18 protein-coding genes and 2 pseudogenes are annotated in these 20,188 nt (G+C 63.6%); 15 read left to right on the top strand and 5 right to left on the bottom strand.

Annotation, left to right across the window (positions count from 1 at the left end; translation table 11 throughout):
• A pseudogene (locus X743_RS1000000173780) lies at window positions 1–89 on the bottom strand (metallophosphoesterase); the annotation flags it as partial.
• Window positions 90–634: 545 nt separating this feature from the next.
• Here X743_RS1000000173780 and X743_RS1000000174195 point away from each other — a divergent pair.
• Window positions 635–887: pseudogene (locus X743_RS1000000174195) on the top strand (integrase); the annotation flags it as partial.
• Window positions 888–1,228: 341 nt separating this feature from the next.
• Here the strand turns inward: X743_RS1000000174195 and X743_RS139465 are convergent.
• On the bottom strand, window positions 1,229–2,125 hold the full coding sequence (locus X743_RS139465) for a GNAT family N-acetyltransferase (RefSeq protein ID WP_023769096.1): 897 nt from the start codon (window positions 2,123–2,125) through the stop codon (window positions 1,229–1,231).
• Window positions 2,126–2,362: 237 nt separating this feature from the next.
• On the opposite strand from X743_RS139465, the gene argE reads away from it, so the two are divergent.
• The 6 genes from argE to X743_RS139495 all read left to right on the top strand — a co-directional run bounded on the left by argE (window position 2,363) and on the right by X743_RS139495 (window position 8,997).
• Window positions 2,363–3,487 carry an acetylornithine deacetylase gene (gene argE / locus X743_RS139470; protein WP_031258735.1) on the top strand — a complete coding sequence of 375 codons (1,125 nt, stop codon included), beginning with the start codon at window positions 2,363–2,365 and terminating at the stop codon, window positions 3,485–3,487.
• 10 nt (window positions 3,488–3,497) lie between these two features.
• Entirely contained in the window at window positions 3,498–4,421 is a 924-nt protein-coding gene (locus tag X743_RS139475) for a glyoxylate/hydroxypyruvate reductase A (RefSeq protein ID WP_023769094.1), read from the top strand.
• Window positions 4,422–4,502: 81 nt separating this feature from the next.
• Window positions 4,503–4,856, top strand: coding sequence for a cupin domain-containing protein (locus X743_RS139480; RefSeq protein WP_031250460.1), 354 nt, complete (start codon window positions 4,503–4,505; stop codon window positions 4,854–4,856).
• A gap of 147 nt (window positions 4,857–5,003) precedes the next feature.
• On the top strand, window positions 5,004–6,467 hold the full coding sequence (locus X743_RS139485) for an aldehyde dehydrogenase family protein (protein ID WP_023769092.1): 1,464 nt from the start codon (window positions 5,004–5,006) through the stop codon (window positions 6,465–6,467).
• 11 nt (window positions 6,468–6,478) lie between these two features.
• Window positions 6,479–7,522 carry a tartrate dehydrogenase gene (locus X743_RS139490; RefSeq protein ID WP_023769091.1) on the top strand — a complete coding sequence of 348 codons (1,044 nt, stop codon included), beginning with the start codon at window positions 6,479–6,481 and terminating at the stop codon, window positions 7,520–7,522.
• 17 nt (window positions 7,523–7,539) lie between these two features.
• On the top strand, window positions 7,540–8,997 hold the full coding sequence (locus tag X743_RS139495; protein WP_023769090.1) for an NAD-dependent succinate-semialdehyde dehydrogenase: 1,458 nt from the start codon (window positions 7,540–7,542) through the stop codon (window positions 8,995–8,997).
• Between the two features lie 40 nt (window positions 8,998–9,037).
• Here the strand turns inward: X743_RS139495 and X743_RS139500 are convergent, their stop codons facing one another.
• Complete coding sequence (locus X743_RS139500; RefSeq protein ID WP_023769089.1) at window positions 9,038–10,312, bottom strand: FAD-binding oxidoreductase; 1,275 nt, start codon at window positions 10,310–10,312, stop codon at window positions 9,038–9,040.
• 16 nt (window positions 10,313–10,328) lie between these two features.
• Window positions 10,329–10,997, bottom strand: coding sequence for a haloacid dehalogenase type II (locus tag X743_RS139505; protein ID WP_023769088.1), 669 nt, complete (start codon window positions 10,995–10,997; stop codon window positions 10,329–10,331).
• Here X743_RS139505 and X743_RS1000000173065 point away from each other — a divergent pair.
• The 8 genes from X743_RS1000000173065 to X743_RS139540 all read left to right on the top strand — a co-directional run bounded on the left by X743_RS1000000173065 (window position 10,996) and on the right by X743_RS139540 (window position 19,711).
• The gene (locus X743_RS1000000173065; RefSeq protein ID WP_023769087.1) at window positions 10,996–11,136 is read left to right on the top strand and encodes a hypothetical protein; all 141 of its coding nucleotides are present in this window, start codon (window positions 10,996–10,998) and stop codon (window positions 11,134–11,136) included. The genes X743_RS139505 and X743_RS1000000173065 overlap by 2 nt on opposite strands.
• 180 nt (window positions 11,137–11,316) lie before the next feature.
• Window positions 11,317–12,156, top strand: a complete 840-nt coding sequence (locus tag X743_RS139510) for a GNAT family N-acetyltransferase (protein ID WP_023769086.1) — start codon at window positions 11,317–11,319, stop codon at window positions 12,154–12,156.
• A gap of 10 nt (window positions 12,157–12,166) precedes the next feature.
• A complete protein-coding gene (locus X743_RS139515; RefSeq protein ID WP_023769085.1) occupies window positions 12,167–13,540 on the top strand; it encodes an aspartate aminotransferase family protein in 1,374 nt (457 codons plus the stop codon).
• A gap of 237 nt (window positions 13,541–13,777) precedes the next feature.
• On the top strand, window positions 13,778–14,500 hold the full coding sequence (locus X743_RS139520; RefSeq protein ID WP_031258734.1) for an HAD-IA family hydrolase: 723 nt from the start codon (window positions 13,778–13,780) through the stop codon (window positions 14,498–14,500).
• 62 nt (window positions 14,501–14,562) lie between these two features.
• A complete protein-coding gene (locus X743_RS139525) occupies window positions 14,563–16,173 on the top strand; it encodes an ABC transporter substrate-binding protein (protein WP_023769083.1) in 1,611 nt (536 codons plus the stop codon).
• An 87-nt stretch (window positions 16,174–16,260) separates the two neighbouring features.
• Window positions 16,261–17,211, top strand: a complete 951-nt coding sequence (locus X743_RS139530; protein WP_013894052.1) for an ABC transporter permease — start codon at window positions 16,261–16,263, stop codon at window positions 17,209–17,211.
• 2 nt (window positions 17,212–17,213) lie between these two features.
• Window positions 17,214–18,059, top strand: coding sequence for an ABC transporter permease (locus tag X743_RS139535; protein ID WP_023769081.1), 846 nt, complete (start codon window positions 17,214–17,216; stop codon window positions 18,057–18,059).
• Window positions 18,056–19,711: an ABC transporter ATP-binding protein gene (locus X743_RS139540; RefSeq protein WP_023769080.1), complete on the top strand. Its 1,656-nt coding sequence runs from the start codon at window positions 18,056–18,058 to the stop codon at window positions 19,709–19,711. The genes X743_RS139535 and X743_RS139540 overlap by 4 nt, the downstream gene beginning before the upstream one ends.
• Here X743_RS139540 and X743_RS139545 read toward each other — a convergent pair whose 3' ends face one another.
• Window positions 19,712–20,188, bottom strand: coding sequence for an Lrp/AsnC family transcriptional regulator (locus tag X743_RS139545; protein WP_023769079.1), 477 nt, complete (start codon window positions 20,186–20,188; stop codon window positions 19,712–19,714).

Below are 20,188 nucleotides of genomic sequence, written 5' to 3'. Positions count from 1 at the left end.
TCATGCTCGGCCAGCGATCCGAACGGCCGGCGATCGATCCTGAGAATGCGGGGATCATTGAAATGCGTGTCGCTTGTAAAGAATACCATCGTCGGCGCAGCACTCCCGATGCGAGATAGCGGGGGAACGTTTCGGTGACCGCCTGCAACTGTACCTTAGCTGCCTTGGGCCGCCAACGATCCCGGCGCCGTTGGTTCATTGCCGCCCGGCGGCTGTTGCGGCCGATAACCGCCGGCTGCATGGGATCTCTATCGGAGTGGATGACGTCGATCGATGGCACCGGCTGGCCCAAGGCCGAGCTCGACCGCTATGCCGCTATCAGAATGCCGACGTCCACGATGAGGTGCCCAACGCCGCGCGCCTTGCTCATTGCTGTGATGGCGCAGCACGATAGAAATCTCGTTGCCGCCAGTCAACAGACGGGTCCCAAGTAGAAGGGAGTACAGCCCCTGATCTCCTCATGCTTCGGAGGCCGCGTCTCGCCCGTCGGACGGAACAATCATCTTGCGGGGATGTTCGACACTGGCGCCTGCCTGGGCCACTTTGGCCCTGTCGTCGCTGCGAACAGCACTGCCCCCTTTGCAACGCTGGCGTTGTCGTCCACGTCGATGGCTCTCTTGGAGGTGATCGAGGCTTCGATTTCCGGCGGAAGAAGAACCGCAACCGTCACGGCGGGCGCGAGATGTTCATCCCCATCGTCGACAAGCTGGCACAAGCGTTGGCACCGCTCGATCGTTCGGAAGGCGGGACGGTACTGAAGAATGCCTATGGGCATCCATTCGCCGAAAAGAAAGCGAATGGCTGTCGACATCGCCCGCGCCATCAACGAGCGTGAGGCCAAATGCGATGCGATGAAGCAGCGAGCGGCCCTGCGCGTCGTCAAGTAAGTCAAACCAACCGATCATGCGCAGGATGGCATATCGACCGACCTTCTCTTTGGGCCCATAATCGGCCCAAACGTTTTGGGCCAAGCCGTTTCCTTCGAATTCTCTCGTATGGTCTGGCGAACCAAAGGACCAAGAAGACGACTGGTTACGAGCTTCGAGATATCGCCAATGTAGCCCCAGGTCGTCAGGAACTCCTGGTAGTGAATGACCGAAATGGGTCGCGAGCGAACGGGCCGCTTTCTAGGGCCAAGGTGGGATAGAACACCATGCGGACCACCCTAGGCGAGCAATTGATAAAACCAGGGTCGACCAAGCCGATACCGTTGCGCGACAGAAGGCAACTACCCGAGGGTTTGGCTTGCTAAGGCATAGGTCCTCAACGAGCTGCCGTAAGGAACAGCGGCAATGCGTTTGCCCAGCGACATGGTCACCACCGTGTCAAATACCGGCATTCCGCTGTGCGACAAAAAGGCGGCGAACTCGCCATTGTCCATATGGGTGTCGATGCGCAGGAAAGACCCCGAATGGTCGGCCACGTGCGGCCGGACGACCGCCAACGCGTCGGCGTCGCTAACCGCCACGACCGGTCCCACGACATGGCCCCGCCCGAACGGCCGGCAGAGCGCGAAAGCGCTCAGCGTATGGCCCTTGAAAAGACCATAGCCGGCCGAGTGAACGAAAAGTTTTTCGATGAGAGCCGCCCGCCTCACGCCGAACCCGGCCGCGTCGAGCGCGATCACAGCGGCAATGTCATTTTCGCCCAAACTTCGGACATCGCCTCGAATATTTGCCGGCCTGCCCGTCATCTGCAAGCTGGCGACGCCCTGGCATTGATAGACGGTCTTCTCCGGCTGGAAGTCCAGCGAGAGATAGAGCCGCCTTGCCGCGCGCGTTGCATTCAGGCGCAGATCGCGCCCGGCGACCTTCTCGAAGACCCGCTTCATCAGCCATTGCCCCGCCCCCAGCGTCTGCAATCGCGGCGAGGTGATGACCATCCCCACTGTGGCGAAATCGGCACCATGCGCGAACCACATGGCCGAGCCGAGAACGCGGCCGATCTCGTCGAGCGCCACGAACCCGTGTCCCATTTCGCGAAGGAACTGCCAGTCCTCAGCGCGATGCGGCCATCCCACGGCGAGCGAGTGTGCGTGCAAGCGGTCCAGTTCGACGCCTTCGATGTCGCCGATCCGCATCGAGAAAGTGTCGATTTTCAAGCTTCCGGACGGCTTCAAGTCCATGCCCCTACAAGATTGTCCTACCGAGCGCGGCACAACGACGGCCACCCTCTGCCCGCCAACGCTAAACGAGCGGACCGGTACGATTAGCTCGAAAGCCGCGCGGCAACGCAAGATTCAACTGAAACATTTCAGCTTTCGGCACGCAATCGCGAAAGAATGCACACACTCTCTCTGGAAATCTAGCAGCATATGGTCGACGGCTCCGATCCGGCGAACCCGAACGTTTTGAGGACTGGAATGGACGTCTTCGACATCCTCGATCGTCTCGTCGCTTTTCCAACGGTCGCCGGCAGGCCGAACGGCGATATCGCGGGCTGGATCAAGACCTATCTCGCTGAACACCGAGTTCAGGTCACCGTGCTTCCGGGGCCGGAAGGCGATCGTTCCAATCTTTTCGCGACGATCGGCCCCGCCGATGTCCCGGGCTACATCCTGTCCGGCCATATGGACGTCGTTCCCGCCAGCGAGCCGCAATGGAGTTCGAGCCCTTTCGCACTGCGCAAGGAGGGGGAACGGCTCTATGGACGCGGCACCACGGACATGAAGGGGTTTCTTGCCGCGGCACTCGCGGCCGTGCCCGCGCTGACGGGACTGCGCCTTGCCGGGCCTATCCACCTCGCCTTTTCCTACGACGAGGAGGTCGGATGCCGTGGCGTGCCGCATTTGATCGCCCGCCTTCCCGAATTGTGCGCGAAGCCGTTGGGCGTCATCGTCGGCGAGCCGAGCGGCATGCGCGCCGTGCGCGGCCATAAGGGTAAGGCGGCCGCCCGGGTGATCGTCAACGGGCGCTCGGGGCATTCCTCGAGGCCCGATCTCGGGCTCAACGCCGTCCATGCCATGGCCTATGTGCTGAGCGCGGCCGTGAGCGAAGCCGAGCGGCTGACACACGGTCCATTCGACGCCGCCTTCGAGCCGCCCTACTCCTCGCTGCAGGCGGGCGTCGTGGCAGGCGGACATCAGGTCAACATCATCCCCGGCACCTGCACTTTGGACCTGGAGGCACGCGCCATACCTGGTGTCGACCCGGCAAGCCTGCTCGCGCCGGTCAAGGCGCGGGCAGAGGCCCTCGCGGCCGACGGCTTTCGTATCGAGTGGAGGCCGATGAGCGCTTATCCGGCGCTGTCGCTGCCTCAGGATACGGCGCTTGCGGCACTGCTGGGCGAACTGACCGGCGATGCGCCGCTCGCCGCCGTCAGCTACGGCACGGAGGCCGGACTTTACCAGGCCGCCGGGCTCGATGCGATCATTTGCGGACCCGGCGACATAGACCGCGCCCACAAACCCAACGAATACATCCTTGCCAGCGAACTCACCGCCTGTCAGCGAGTGATCGAGGCTCTGGGCGTCCGCTGCGCGGCATGAGAGGAACGGAATGACATTCCTGTTCAATTCCGATGCACGGCGCGGCGCGATCTTCTGCGAGGTATTCGCGACAGAACTGCCGGATGTTCCCATCACGATGGATGCCGCGACGGTCGATCCCGACGCCGTGCGTTATCTGATCAGCTGGACCGTGCCGGACAACCTCGTTCTTTATACGAACTTGGAAATCCTGTTTTCCATCGGCGCCGGCGTCGACCAATTTCGCCTGGATGCGGTACCTGCAAACGTGAAGGTCGTGCGCATGATCGAGGAAGGCATCGTGCGCATGATGCAGGAATATGTGACGCTGGCCGTACTCGCGCTCCACCGCAACCTGCCTGGATATCTCGCGCAGCAGCGCGCCGGCGAATGGGCTGACATCGCCCAGCTCCAGGCCGGGGCGCGCCGGATAGGCGTGCTCGGCCTCGGACAGCTTGGCCAAGCCGTCCTCGACCGCCTGAAGCCCTTCGGCTTTCCGCTCGCCGGATGGAGCCGCTCGCCCCGGCGGATCGAGGGCGTGACCTGCCACCATGGCGAGCCCGGGCTGACCGAGATGCTCGCCGTCAGCGACATATTGATCTGCCTGCTGCCGCTGACCGAGGAGACGCGCGGTTTGCTCGATGCCGGCCTGTTTGCGCAACTGCCTGAAGGGGCGGCACTCGTCCACACCGGCCGGGGGCCGCAGCTCGACGACGAAGCCCTCGTCACCGCGCTCGACAGCGGCCACCTTTCGGCGGCGATGATCGACGTCACCGATCCCGAACCGCTGCCGGCAGGCCATCCGTTCTGGTCGCATCCGAAGGTCATCCTGACTCCGCATGTCGCCAGCGTCACCCAGCCCGCCAGCGCAGCAAAGGCGGTTGTCGAAAACATCAGGCGTTACCGCGCCGGTCTTGATCCCATCGGGCTCGTCGACCGGTCGCGCGGCTACTAAGTGCATGTCGCCCGGAAGTGTGCAGCGGTTCTGGGACAACGACACATCAAGCCAAGATCCTCCAACATGAAAGACCATCTCTTGTCCCTGCTCAAGACCGTCGATACTAGGCCTGTCTTCCAGCCGCGCGAATCCGCGGCGCTGCCCGAACGGCTGATTTCCGGCAACCCTGGCTTCAAAACCTGGGCGCAGGATGTTGCCAAGGGCGACCTCGTCCATACCGGCGTCTGGGAGGCGACGCCCGGCGAAACGCGCTCGATCAAGGGCGAGACTTTCGAGTTCTGCCACATCCTCTCCGGCTTGATCGAAATCACGCCCGACGGCGGCAAGCCGGTGACCTATCGCGCCGGCGACAGCTTCGTGATGAAACCTGGCTTCACCGGGGTTTGGAAGACCATTGAGACGGTCCGCAAGATCTACGTGACGGTAGGGTAACGGGAGCGCGAAGGCGCCGGCCTCCGCAACAGATTTTGCCGTCTGTCATCGCCGGCACACAACAATCATCCGCGACCGATCGTCGAACGGCGCATGCTGCGCCAGAGCCCGCGCTAGGCTTCTGCAGAATATTCCAGAGTGGGTGCCATGGGCTTGAGCTTCGATCCGGATACCGTCTCGCTTCCCGTCGGCCATTTCATCGGCGGCGAGCTGATCGCGGCCGAGGGCGCGATCGAGATGCGCCGCCCGTCGGACGGCAAGGCATACGCCGCCTGCCAGGTGGCCGGCGTCGATATGGTCGGCCGTGCCGTGGAAAGCGCCAAGGTGGCGCTGAAGGCCAGCAACTGGGGCGGCGTCCGGCCACGCGAGCGCACAAGGGCACTCCAGGCCTGGGCCGATCTGATCGAGGCGGAAGCCGAAACGCTGGCCAGGATCGAGGCGCTGTGCTCGACCCGGCCTGTCGGCCAGCTCGTTGCCGGCGACATCGCCGTGACCGCCGAGCAGATCCGCTTCTTTGCCGAGTTCGCCGACAAGGAAGGCAGCGAGCTCGTGCCCACGGACGATGCCACCCTTGGCATGATCATGAGCGAGCCCTATGGCGTGGTGGGCGCGATCACGCCCTGGAATTTTCCGATCTCGATGGCCGGCTGGAAGCTTGGGCCGGCTCTGGCCGCGGGCAATGCGGTGGTGCTGAAGCCATCGGAAATGACACCGTTCTCGGCAGTCTACATGGCGCAACTCGCCGTGAGGGCGGGCCTGCCGGCAGGGCTCATAAACGTCGTGCTGGGAGACGGCCTGACGACCGGCACGGCGCTGACCGGCCATCCCGAAATCGCCAAGGTCTCGTTCACCGGCTCGACCCGCGCCGGCTCAGCGATCATGGAGAACGTCGCCCGCGCCGGCGTCAAGCCGATGACGCTGGAACTCGGCGGCAAGAGTCCGCAGATCGTCTTTGCCGATGCCGATATGGAGAAGGCCGCGACGGCCATCGCCGGCAGCGTCACCTTCAATGCCGGTCAGGCCTGCGTCGCCGGCACGCGCCTGATCGTCGAGAGGAGCGTGGCCGACAGGTTGACGGCTGCCATCCTGGAAAGGATGAAGGCGGTGCGGCCCGGCCCGACTTGGGACGAGGCGACGCAGTATTCGCCTGTTATCTCGGAACGGCAGCGGGCCCGTGTCGACAGCATCGTGCGGGCCGCGATCGAGGCCGGCGGCGAATGCCTGACCGGTGGCGGCGTCATGGACAGCCCCGGCTATTTCTACCAGCCGACGCTGATCTGTGATGTCGACCAGGCCAATCCGGCGATCGTCGAGGAAATCTTCGGCCCGGTCCTCACCATCCAGACCTTCGAGACGGAGGAAGAGGCGCTGGCGCTGTCCAGCCATCCAACCTACGGGCTGGCTTCCGGCCTGTTCACCGCCGACCTGTCCCGCACGATCCGCCTGGCACGCAAGCTCGAAGCGGGCACCGTCTGGATCAACCGCTACAGCCGCTCGCGCGACCATATCCTGCCGACCGGCGGCTACAAGCGCTCCGGCATCGGCAAGGATCTCGGCCGCGAGGCTTATCTCGCCAACCGCAGGACCAAGAGCGTCCTGATCAGCCTCTAGAGAAGATGCCGATGAAGCCCTACTCGATCGCTTTGATCCCCGGCGACGGCATCGGCCGCGATGTGACCGCCGCCGCCTGGACGGTGCTGGAGACCGCAGCCAAACACGCGGGCTTTGCCTTGACGGGAACCCAGTTCCCTTGGTCCTGCAAATTCTACAAGGATACCGGCCGCATGATGCCCGAAGACGGCATCGAGACCTTGCGCGGCTTCGACGCCATTCTTCTGGGCGCCGTCGGCTGGCCAGCGGAGGTACCGGATTCCGTTTCGTTGCACGGCCTGCTGCTGCCGATCCGCAAGGCATTCGTGCAATACGCCAACATAAGGCCGCACCGCCTGCTGCCGGGCGTCAACGGCCCACTACGTGCCGAGAGCTTCGACATCCTGTGCATCCGCGAGAACACCGAGGGCGAATATTCGGGCGCCGGCGGGCGCGTGCATCAAGGCACTCTGGACGAGGTCGCGGTGGAAACCTCGATCTTCACCCGCGCCGGCGTCGAGCGCATCCTGCGCTTCGGCTTCGAGCAGGCGCGGAAACGGCGCGGCAAGCTGGCCTCCGTCACCAAGTCCAACGCGCAGAAATACTCGATGGTGTTCTGGGACGAGATCGCGCGAAAGCTGGCTGCGGATTATCCGGACGTCGATATCACCAGCTATCACGTCGACGCGCTGGCCGCGCGCATGATCATGGCGCCGGAGAGCCTCGACGTGGTCGTCGCCTCCAATCTGTTCGGCGATATCCTGACTGACATAGGCGCAGCGATCCAGGGTGGGCTCGGCTACGCCGCCTCGGCCAACATCAATCCCGACCGCTCGGCACCATCCATGTTCGAGCCTGTGCACGGTTCCGCGCCCGACATCGCGCATCTGGGCATCGCTAATCCCATCGCCACTATATGGTCCGGCGCCATGATGCTCGACCATCTCGGCGAAGCGGTCGCAGCCGGGCGGGTCATGCAAGCGGTCGAAGCGACAACCGCGCGCGGCATTGGAACCATTCCGGGCAAAGACAGAACGCAGGCCATCACGGCCGCCGTCGTTGCAGCGCTCTCCTGATTGCAAGGTCGTTTTCGATGAAAAACCTCAAAGACAAAAGTCTCTTCCGCGAAGCCGGCCTGATCGACGGCAAATGGGTCGCTGCCCGCTCCGGCAAGACGGTCGATGTTGTCGATCCGGCTGCTCAGTGCGCGATCGGCACGGTGCCCGACATGGCCGGTCCGGAGACCCGGGCGGCCATCGAGGCCGCGGCGTCCGCTTATGCTGGCTGGAAGAAGAAGACCAACGCCGAGCGCGCTGGCCTCCTGGAGGCCTGGCATGGCCTGATGCTGGCGCATCTGGACGATCTCGCGCTGATCCTGACGACGGAACAGGGCAAGCCGCTGGACGAGGCCAAAGGCGAGATCCGCTACGGGGCTTCCTTCGTCAAATGGTTTGCCGAGGAGGCACGCCGCATCAACGGCCACGCCATCCCCTCGCCGACGCCAGACCGGCGTATCATCGTGCTCAAGGAGCCGGTCGGTGTGTGCGGCATCATCACGCCGTGGAACTTCCCCAACGCGATGATCACCCGCAAGGTCGCGCCGGCGCTGGCCGCCGGCTGCACGGTTGTGATCAAGCCATCCGAGTTCACGCCCTATTCGGCGCTGGCGCTCGGCGTGCTTGCCGAACGCGCGGGCATCCCCGCCGGCGTCATCAACATCGTCACCGGCATGCCGGCCGAGATCGGCAACGAGATCATGGCCAACGAGACTGTTCGCAAGATCTCCTTCACCGGCTCGACGCGGGTCGGTTCGCTGCTGATGCGCGGCGCGGCCGATACTGTCAAACGGCTCAGCCTCGAACTCGGCGGCAACGCGCCCCTCATCGTCTTCGACGACGCCGATCTCGATCTCGCCGTCGAGGGCGCGCTTGTCTCGAAATTCCGCAATGGCGGACAGACCTGCGTCTGCGCCAACCGCATCCTCGTCCAGGCCGGTGTCTACGAAGCCTTCGCCGCCAAGCTTTCCGCTCGCGTCAACACCATGACGGTCGGACCGGGCACTCAAGCCGGTGTCGCCATCGGGCCGATGATCAACATGGCGGCGGTCGAGAAGATCAACCGCCATGTCGAGGACGCGCTCGCCAAGGGTGCTTCGATCATCACAACGAGGCCGGCATTGCCCGACGGTCCCCAGTATGTCGCGCCGCTGGTGCTGACTGGTGCCACAAAAGACATGCAGCTCGCCGCCGAGGAAACGTTCGGCCCGGTCGCGCCGCTTTTCCGGTTCGAGACGGAAGAGGAGGCGATCACGCTCGCCAACGGTACGCCCTATGGGCTTGCTTCCTACTTCTACACCGAGAATTTGAAACGCGCCTGGCGCGTCGGCGAGGCGCTGGAGTTCGGCATGGTGGGGCTCAACACCGGCTCGGTCTCGATGGAAGTCGCGCCCTTCGGCGGCGTCAAGCAGTCCGGCCTCGGCCGTGAGGGGGCGCAGGTCGGCATCGAGGAATATCTCGAGATGAAGAGCTTCCACATGGGCGGGCTCAGCTGAGGCAATTTGGCTGAGAGCCCAAAGCGGACCACATCGAAGCTCACTGGATCCGGTCGAGCGCCTTGTAATAGAGGCCGACCATCGGCAGGAACCAGGGCTTGCCGGAATAACCGGGAATGGCAGGCCATTCGAGCCCCTTCAGCGGATTGCGGTCCTCGCGGCCGAGCATGGCATCGGCCAGGACCATGCCGAGATGGGTGGAAAGCTGCGCGCCGTGGCCGGAATAGCCCATCGCGTACCAGACCCCGTCATGATAGCCGGCCCGCGGAAAGCGGTCCTTGGTCATGTCGACCAGCCCACCCCAGCAATAGTCGATCTCGACCTTGGCGAGCTGCGGGAAGATCGCCGCGAGGCCCGCCTGCAATATCTGTCCGCTCTTCGAATCCGAGCGCTGGTCCGAAGTCGCCGAGAAGCGCGCGCGACCGCCGAAGATCAGGCGCTTGTCCGGTGAAAGCCGGAAGTAGTTGCCGATATTCATCGAGGTGACGCATGTCCGGTTGCCGGGCATGGTGGCAGTGATCTCGGCGTCGCTCAACGGCCGCGTGGCGATGATGAAGCTGCCGACGGAGATGATCCTGCGGCGAAAATAGCCCAAATTCGGCGTGGTATAGGCGCCTGTCGCTACCAGCACGTTGTCGGCGCTGATGCGGCCGCGGGAGGTCGTCAGCTCATGCCTGCCACCGACCTGCTTGCGGTCGGTCACCGCCGCATTCTCGTGGATGATCGCGCCGTGGCGGGCCGCGGCTGTCGCAAGGCCTGCCACATAGCGGCCCATATGCATCATGGCGCTCTTCTTCGACAGCATCGCGCCGTGGAAGGGCGAGCTGATCTCGGATTTGAGGTCGGCCGCCGACAGCAGCGCCGTATCCGGATCCACTTCCGCATGGAGGGCTTCGAAATTGCGGGCGATCGCTTCGAAATGCTGCGGCTTGGAGGCGAGCTTCAGCTTGCCGGCGCGGCGGAAATTGCAGTCGATGCCCTCTTCGGCAACCAGCGCCTCAATGGTGTCGACGGAGTCGTCGAGCGCGCGGTAGAGCGCGATCGCGCGTTCCTTGCCGAGTTCCGCCTTGGCAGAGAGGTAGCTGTGAGCGAGGCCGTTGTTCAGGTGCCCGCCATTGCGGCCGGATGCGCCCCAGCCCACGCGCTGCGCCTCCAGCACCGCCACCTTCGCGCCGGCCTTCGCCAGTTGGCGCGCCGCGGCGAGACCGGTGAAGCCGCCACCGACGATGACGGCATCATAGTGCCCCTCGACCGGGCCTTGCGCTCCGCCGGAAAAGACAGGGGCGGTATCGTGCCAGTAGGAGATCAGTTTCATCGACGATCCGCCTGTTTCAAAGCCCGATCACTCCCGGGAGACCCGAAATGTCTGATATCTCGACATAGCCATAGTAAGGGTTTGCCGGTTCGTGGCCGCGATTGACCCAGACCTTGTTCGTGATGCCGAGATCATGTGCCGACATCAGGTCGTAGCGGAACGAGGACGAGCAGTGAAGAATATCTTCCGGGCCGCAGCCCAGCATGTCGAGCATGTATTCGAAGGCCTTGAAACGTGGCTTGTAAGCCTGCGCCTGCTCGGCCGTGTAGACGGCATGGAACGGCGCGCCGAGCTTCTCGACATTGGACAGGATCTGCGCGTTCATGGCGTTGGACAGGATGACCAGCGGAATTTCCTTGGCGACCTTAGCCAGGCCGGCTGGGACATCTGCATGGGGCCCCCAGGTCGGGACACGCTCATAGACCATCCTGGCGTCGTCAGGGCTGAAGGCAACACCATTGCGCTTGCAGGCCCGCTCGAGCGCGTTGTAGACAACGTCGGCATAAGGCTTCCAGTCACCCATGATCTCGTCGAGCCGATAGGCGGCGAAGTTCTTGATGAACTCCTGCATACGCGGTTCGTCGAGCCGGCTGCCGTAAAGGTCTCGCGCCGCTTCCGCCATCTGGAAATTGGTCAACGTGCCGTAGCAGTCGAAGGTGATATATTTGGGCCTGAAAGAAGCCATGTCCGTCGATCTCCAGTGGAAGCACATTCGCGTTGGGAAGCATTTCATCATAGGACGGGTGGTGGCGACCCACCTGACCGAAATCGCCCTCCCGAAAGCAGAAAGTTCCGTATCCGCCACCCGGTTTGGCACGCTGTAGCATCTGGTGTGTCGAACGCGGCGCCGCGCGTGACGTGGAGCGCCTCCGCTGTGGCGGGCGCCAGCACAAGATGCGGCGCACCGCTTGCGCTACGGCGAAAGATAGCGCCAAGGCCGAAGCCTTCAGACGATTTGCGACGCGACAATGGTCGAGACTTGAGGGCAGACGGAAGGATGCCTCATGCAGCAGGGCGATATCGAGATTCAGGACTTCGGGCCGGACCATATCGAGGGAGCCGTGACGCTTTCTCGCCAGGAGAATTGGCCGCATCGCCCGCAGGACTGGCAGATGGCGCTGCAGCTCTCAAGCGGCGCGGTCGCGCTCGACGACCAGGGCCGTGTCACCGGAACCATCCTGGTGACACCCTATGGCGCGGACTGCGCCATGATCAACATGGTGATCGTCGACAGGAACGTGCGTGGCAAGGGGCTCGGGCGCCGGCTCATGGATCAGGCCATCGCCCTTGCCGGCGACCGTCCGCTGCGGCTCGTCGCGACGAATGACGGCATGCCTCTCTACCAGAAACTGGGCTTTGTGCCCTCCGGCACGATCCGGCAGCATCAAGGTACGGTTGCAGCGCTCGGCGTGCCGGATGGAGTGGAAGCCGCAAGCATGGACGAGCTGCCGGACATCAAGGCGCTGGACCGCAACGCCTATGGCGCCGACCGGCAAGCCCTGATCGATGCGCTGGCCGAGCGCGGTCAATTCGCAATCATCCGCCGCCACGGCGTGATTGAAGCCTATGCCGCAATCCGCCTGTTCGGACGCGGTGAGGTGATCGGACCGGTCATCGCGGAAAGCGCTGACACCGCGAAGGCCCTGATTAGCTTCTTCGCCGCGAACCGCCCCGGCGCCTTTCTGCGCGTGGATACCGACAGCGCGACCGGCATTGCCGGTTGGCTCGAGGAAATCGGCCTCACCCATGTCGGCGGAGGCGTGGCAATGGACCGTCCGCCCAAGAGCGTCGCGGAACAGACCAGGCCAAAAGTTTACGCCCTCGCCAACCAGGCGCTCGGCTAGGAGGACAACAATGCTCGCGAATTCCCTGATCGAACTCGATCGCGCCCACCTCATCCATCCGGTCTCATCATACCGCGGCCATGAGGCGCTCGGCGTGCGCGTCTTGAAATCGGCGAAGGGGGCGACCGTGACCGATGCGTCAGGCCGGCAACTCGTTGACGGATTTGCGGGGCTGTGGTGCGTCAATGCCGGCTATGGTCATGACAGCATCGTCGAGGCGGCGGCCCGGCAGATGCGCGAACTCCCCTACGCCACTGCATATTTCGACCTCGGCTCGGAGCCGGCCATCCGCCTCGCCTCGGAGCTGGCTGAGCGCGCGCCCGGGGATCTCAATCACGTCTATTTCACGCTCGGCGGGTCGGACGCGGTCGACAGCACGATCCGTTTCGTCCGCTACTACTGGAATGCCAAAGGCGAGCCGCAACGCGACCAGTTCATTTCCATCGAGCAGGGCTATCACGGGTCATCGGTGGTCGGCGCGGGCCTGACCGCGTTGCCCGCCTTTCACGCCGGTTTTGGCGTTCCCTTTGAATGGCAGCACAAGATCCCCTCCCCCTATCCCTACCGCAACCCGGTGGGCGAGGACGGCAACGCGATCATCGCCGCATCGCGCGCCGCGCTCAAGGCCAAGGTCAAAGAGATCGGACCGGAGCGGGTCGCTGCCTTTTATGCCGAGCCGATCCAAGGTTCGGGCGGCGTGATCGTGCCGCCGAAAGGCTGGATCAAGGCGATGCGCGAGCTCTGCCGGGAGTACGGCATCCTGTTCATCGCCGACGAGGTGATCACCGGCTTCGGCCGCACCGGACCCTTGTTCGCCTGCACCGATGAGGACATCGTTCCCGATTTCATGACGACCGCGAAGGGGCTGACTTCGGGCTATGTTCCCATGGGCGCCGTATTCATGGCCGATCATGTCTACGACGTCATCGCCGACGGGGCGGGCAGTTCGGCCGTTGGTCACGGCTACACCTATTCCGCCCATCCCGTCAGCGCCGCCGTCGCGCTCGAAGTGTTGAAGCTCTACGAAAACGGCCTGCTGGAGAACGGCACCAAGGCCGGCGCTCGCCTGATGGCGGGCTTGGAGGGCCTGAGGGACCACCCGCTCGTTGGCGACGTGCGCGGCCGCGGCATGCTTGCCGCGATCGAACTGGTGGTCGACAAACAGAAGAAGACCCCGCTTCCGGCGTCGGCCATGCCGGCGCGGCGCGTCTTCGACAGGGCGTGGGACAACGGCCTGATCATCCGTGCCTTTGCGCATGGGGTTATCGGCTATGCACCACCGCTCTGCTGCACCGACGCCGACATAGATGCGATCATCGAGCTCACGCGCCGGACGCTCGACCAGACACTGGACGATCCCGATGTCCGCCAGGCAATGGCATGACGGCAGACGAATACCCTGTGTTTCGAAATAGCGCCGGGGCAGACGATTTCGCAATTTTGTGCCGCCCCCTCACGTCTTTTCGGCGAATCCAGCGTGGGGGAAGTGCCAGACTGTTGATAAGACAAGGCCAGAAAGCCCGGATTTCCGGGCCTTCGAAAAAGGCCTACGCCCCGGACAGCACGGAATTTTGTTCTGTTCAACACATGCAATTCGGCCGCGCGCAGAGGAGACCCAGTCTTGGCCAGGGGCTTTAGCGAATTCAAATACATGACCTTCGATGTGGTCGGCACGCTGATCGACTTCGAAGGCGGCATCACGACCTGCCTGGCCGGGATTGCCGCCGAGGCCGGCGTTTCGCTCGACGGCGAGGAAGCGCTGAGCCTTTACCGGCAAGCCCGCTACATGCCCGATGCGAGCCAGTTCCCGGACGATCTCGTGCGTGTCTACAGGGTCATCGCACCACGGCTCGGCCTGCCGGCCGAGGAGAGATACGGCATGCGCCTGCGGGACTCCGCCAGCGTCTGGCAAGGCTTCCCCGACAGCGCGGCTGCATTGGCGAAGCTTGCAAAATCGCACAGGCTGATTGCCATGACCAATGCCCGGCGCTGGGCGCTCGATCATTTCGAGAAGCAACTCGGATCGCCCTTTTTCGCCACCTTCACTGCCGACGATACAGGCACGGAAAAACCAGACCCGGCCTTTTTCCAGAAGGTCTTCGATTTCGTCGCCTCAAGGGGCGAGAGCAAGGACGACATCCTGCACGTCGCGCAAAGCCAGTATCACGATATCGGCATATCCCGGGCGCTTGGCTTGACCAACTGCTGGATCGAGCGCCGGCATGCCCAGAAGGGCTATGGCGGCACGATCGAGCCCGAGCGTTTCACCACGCCGGACTACCACTTCACGTCAATGGCGGCCCTTGCCGCCGCTGTGCGGGAAAGCCTGAAGCAACGAACCTGAGCCCAAGCCCGGAAAGCCGCGTCAAGACGAGCAAGCCGGAAAACAAACGAAAGGGGAATGATATGACCGACAAGATCACGAACTGGACCAGCGCAGACGATGCCATGGTCGAAAATGCCATTCGGCGGGGCGCGAGCCGCCGCGAACTCCTCAAGATGCTGTTGGCCGGCGGCGCTGCGGTTGCCGCGGGCAGCGTGGTGCTTGGCCGCGCCACCAATGCCGTCGCCGCCACGCCGGTTTCCGGCGGCAGTTTCAAGGCCGCCGGCTGGTCGTCCTCGACCGCCGACACGCTCGATCCGGCAAAGGCATCGCTGTCGACCGACTATGTCCGCTGCTGTTCGCTCTACAACCGCCTGACTTTCCTCGACAAGGAGGGCGTCACGCAGATGGAGCTGGCCGAAAGCTTCGACAGCAAGGACGCCAAGACCTGGACGGTGAAGCTGCGCAAGGGCGTCACCTTCCACGACGGCAAGGCCCTCACCGCCGACGACGTCGTCTTCTCGATGAAGCGCCATCTCGATCCGGCGGTCGGTTCCAAAGTCGCCAAGATCGCCGCGCAGATGACCGGCTTCAAGGCGGTCGACAAGTCGACCGTGGAAATCACGCTGGCCGATCCGAATGCCGACCTCCCGACCATCCTGGCGCTGCATCACTTCATGATCGTCGCCGATGGCACCACCGACTTCTCCAAGGGCAACGGCACCGGCGCCTTCGTCCTGCAAACGTTCGAACCGGGCGTTCGGTCGGTCGTCACCAAGAACAAGAACTACTGGAAGTCGGGCCAGCCCTATCTCGACTCTTTCGAATTCATCGCCATCAGCGATGACAGCGCCCGCGTGAACGCCCTGCTTTCCGGTGACATCAATTTCGCCGCCTCCATCAATCCGCGCGCGATGAAGCTCATCGGCGGCCAGCAGGGCTTCGAACTGTCGAAAACCACCTCGGGCAACTACACCGACCTCAACATCCGGCTCGACATGGATCCGGGCAACAAGGCCGACTTCGTGGCCGGCATGAAATACCTCGTCAACCGCGAGCAGATCGTCAAATCGGCATTGCGCGGCCTCGGCGAAGTCGGCAACGACCAGCCCGTCTCGCCGGCGAACATCTTCCACAATGCCGACCTCAAGCCGAAGGCCTTCGACCCCGACAAGGCCAAGTTCCACTTCCAGAAGTCGGGCTTGCTTGGCCAGTCCATCCCCGTGATCGCCTCCGACGCCGCGACCTCGTCGATCGACATGGCGGTGATCATCCAGGCCGCCGGCGCGGATATCGGCATGAAGCTCGACGTCCAGCGCGTCCCGTCCGACGGCTACTGGGACAATTACTGGCTCAAGGCGCCGGTCCATTTCGGCAACATCAACCCACGCCCGACGCCGGACATCCTGTTCTCGCTGCTCTACGCCTCCAACGCACCCTGGAACGAAAGCCAGTACAAGTCCGAGAAGTTCGACAAGCTGATGATCGAGGCGCGTGGCTCGCTCGACCAGGCCAAGCGCAAGGAAATCTACGGCCACATGCAGACCATGGTCTCCGAGGAGGCCGGCACCATCATCCCGGCCTACATTTCCAACGTCGATGCCCTCTCCAGCAAGGTGAAGGGTTTGGAGGCGAACCCGCTCGGTGGCATGATGGGCTACGCAATGGCGGAATATCTCTGGCTCGAAGCCTGAGAGGCGCCTGCCAGGGACCGGACAGCCGGTCCCTGGCACCTTATTGCGCAACATCGCTTGGCCGAACGCAACCGCAGGAGCGCTTCCATGACGTCTGGGGTTCTAAACCTCGTGTTAAAGCGGCTGGCAATCGCGGTGATCACGCTTCTGATCGTCCTGTTCGCCGTTTTTTTCGCCACCAGCATGCTGCCCGGCGACACCGCGTCGATCCTGCTCGGCCAGGCGGCGACACCCGAAGCGGTCGCCGGCCTGCGCGAGGCCATGCATCTCAACGATCCGGCAATCCTGCGCTTCCTGCGCTGGCTTCTCGGCCTGCTCCACGGCGATCTCGGCACTTCCTATGCCAACGAGATGCCGGTCGCGGCGCTGATCGGCGGGCGCTTCGTCAACACCATGGAACTCGCCGGCATCACCACGCTGCTCTCGGTGCCGCTGGCCCTGACGCTGGGCATCACCGCCGCCATGCTGCGCGGCTCCCTTTACGATCGCACCGTCACCATACTTTCGATCGGCGTCATCTCGGTGCCGGAGTTCATGGTCGCGACGCTGGCGGTCCTGCTTTTCGCCGTCTATCTCAAATGGCTGCCGGCGCTGTCCTCGGTCAATGAGGCGCATACGCTGACCGACCTCGTACGCATTTATGCAATGCCGGTGATCACGCTGACCTTCGTCATCTCCGCCCAGATGATCCGCATGACCCGCGCCGCGGTGATCGAGACACTGTCCACGCCTTATGTCGAGATGGCGCTTCTCAAAGGCGCCTCACGCGGCCGCATGGTGCTCAAGCACGCGCTTCCCAATGCGCTCGGGCCGATCGTCAACGCGGTTGCGCTGTCGCTGTCCTATCTTGTCGGCGGCGTCATCATCGTGGAGACGATCTTCAACTATCCCGGCATCGCCAAGCTGATGGTCGATGCGGTCGCGACCCGCGACCTGCCGCTGATCCAGAGCTGCGCGATGATCTTCTGCCTCGGCTACCTCTTGCTCATCACCGTCGCCGACATCATCGCCATCATGTCCAACCCGAGGCTCAGGTGACGATGGCGCGCGTGGCAGCTTCGCGACGGTCCTTCCTGGGCCGCAGCTACAATCTCGTGGGCGTGGTGGCCGCGCTGGTCATCCTGGCGTGGACGCTGATCGCCATCTTCGCGCCCTATATCACTCCCCATTCGATCGGCGACATCGTCGACGACGATTATTTCGGCCCGATGCGTCAGGGCCTATGGCTCGGCTCGGACTATCTGGGCCGCGACATGCTCTCGCGGGTGCTGATGGGGGCGCGCTACACCGTCGGCATATCGCTCGCCGCCGTGGCCATCGCCTGCTTCTGCGGCGTGGTGCTGGGGATGATCGCGGCCGTCACCGGCGGCTGGCTCGACACCTGCCTTAGCCGCTTCCTCGATGCCATGAACTCCATCCCCAGCAAGCTGTTCGGCCTTGTCGTCGTCGCCGCGGTCGGCTCGTCGATCCCGGCGCTGATCATGACGCTCGCCGTCATCTATATCCCCGGCGCCTACCGCTTCGCACGGGCGCTCGCCGTCAACATCAACAGCATGGACTTCATGACCGTCGCTCGCGTCCGCGGCGAAAGCACCGCCTATCTCATCGGATCCGAGATCCTGCCCAACATCATCCGCCCGGTGCTGGCCGATTTCGGCCTGCGCTTCGTCTTCATCGTGCTCTTGCTCTCCGGCCTGTCCTTCCTCGGGCTCGGCCTGCAGCCGCCGCTCGCCGACTGGGGCGCGCTGGTGCGCGAGAACATCGGCGGCCTGCCCTTCGCCGCGCCCGCCGTCATCGTTCCCTCGCTGGCGATCGCCAGCCTCACCATCAGCGTCAACCTGCTGATCGACAACCTGCCGCAGAAGATCAGGGATAGGGACGCATGAGCAATCTCGTCGAAGTCAGGAACCTGAGGATCGAGGCGACGACGGACTCGGGTCGTGTCGTCGAAATCATCAAGGGCGTCAGCCTCGACATCGCCGACGGCGAGATCGTCGCTCTGATCGGCGAGAGCGGTTCCGGCAAGACGACGATCGCGCTCTCGCTGATGGGCCATGCGCGGCCTGGCTGCCGGATCGCTGGCGGCCAGATCAATGTCAACGGCAAGAACATGGCGGCACTTTCCGAAAAGCAGCGCGCAAGGATGCGCGGCACCGACATTGCCTATGTACCGCAAAGTGCTGCCGCCTCCTTCAATCCCTCGTCTACCATCATGGAGCAGGTGATCGAGGTTACGCGCATCCACGGGCTGATGTCCCCCGAGCAGGCGCGAAAGCGCGCGGTCGAGCTGTTCCGGGCCTTGTCGCTGCCAGATCCGGAAGGGATCGGCGCGCGCTACCCGCACCAGGTTTCGGGTGGGCAATTGCAGCGGCTTTCGGCGGCCATGGCGCTCATCGGCGATCCCAAGCTGATGATCTTCGACGAGCCGACGACGGCACTCGACGTGACGACGCAGATCGACGTGCTGAAGGCATTCAAGTCGGTCATGCGGGCGGGCGGAATAGCGGGGGTCTACGTCTCCCACGACCTCGCTGTCGTCGCCCAGATCGCCGACCACATCGTCGTGCTGAAGGGCGGCGAAGTGCAGGAGACCGGCACCACGGCTCAGATTCTTTCGGCTGCCCAGCACCCCTATACGCGCGAACTGCTGGCCGCCTTCGAGCCGAAGCCGCGGCAAGCACATGCGGACGCGGATGCCGGGACGAAACAGCTGCTGCGTATCGACAATGTGACTGCCGGCTATGGTGCGGTGCGGACTGACGGACTGCCGCTTATCCGCGCTGTCAATTCCGTCAGTCTGGTCGTCGAGAAGGGGCGTAATCTCGGCATCATCGGCGAATCCGGCTGCGGAAAATCGACGCTCGCGCGCGTCATCGCCGGCATCCATCCGGCAGCGGCCGGCGACATCATCTTCGACGGCAAGCAACTGGAGCGCACCGCAGGCGAACGCAGCCAGGACGAGCTGCGTGAGATGCAGATCGTGTTCCAACATGCCGATACCGCGCTCAATCCGGCCAAGCCCGTGGACGACATCATTGCCCGGCCGCTGGCCTTCTATCACGGGCTCGACAGGCAGGCGCGCTCGAAGCGCGTCGACGAACTGCTCGACATGGTTCGCCTGCCCAGGACGCTGCGCTACCGTCGCCCGTCGGAGCTCTCGGGCGGCCAGAAGCAGCGGGTGAACTTCGCGCGCGCCCTGGCGGCCGACCCCAAGCTGATCATCTGCGACGAAATCACTTCGGCGCTCGACACGGTGGTGGCGGCCGCGGTGATCGAATTGCTCAAGGAGTTGCAGCGCGAGTTGGGCCTTTCCTACATTTTTATCAGCCACGACCTCTCGGTCGTCGAAGCGATCTGCAACGAGATCATGGTCATGTACAATGGCGAGCGGGTGGAGCAGATCACGCCCGACAAGCTGACGGCGCCGACCCACCCCTATTCCAAGCTTCTGTTCTCCTCGGTGCCGAAGCTCGACCCCACCTGGCTCGATGGCCTCGTCCGCGACCCCGAGCTCGTCAGCCAGTACGGCCATCGCTGATTACATCGGAAACAGGCTGGGCAGCGGCATGTGGGCCTTGACGATGGGTGACTTCAGCACCACGAAGCTGAAATACTTGTCGATGCCGATATCCATGTCGCTCAGCCGCTCCATGATCTCCTGGTACTCGCCGATGCCGGCGGCGACAAATTTCGTCAAATAGTCGTAGCGGGCGGAAACGCGGTGGCATTCGACGGCCGCATCGACCTTGTCAATGGCGGCAAGGAAACGCGCGAAGTCGATCTGGCGATGGTTCTTGAGCGTAATTTCCGTGAAAACGGTGAGCGTCCGCCCCAGCTTTGCGACGTCGATCTGCGCCGAATAGCGTACGATATAGCCTTCAGCATGCAGCTTCTTCACCCGCATCAGGCATGGGCTGGGGGAGAGATTGACCCGTTCCGCCAGCTCCACATTTGTGATGCGGCCGTTCTTCTGCAGCTCGTAGAGAATCTTGATGTCAATTCGATCGAGTTTCAT

Source organism: Mesorhizobium sp. LNHC232B00 (assembly GCF_000502435.1).
Lineage (GTDB): Bacteria > Pseudomonadota > Alphaproteobacteria > Rhizobiales > Rhizobiaceae > Mesorhizobium > Mesorhizobium opportunistum.
Note: the sequence above shows the minus strand (reverse complement) of the source record. Positions and strands in the feature narration are given on the sequence as shown.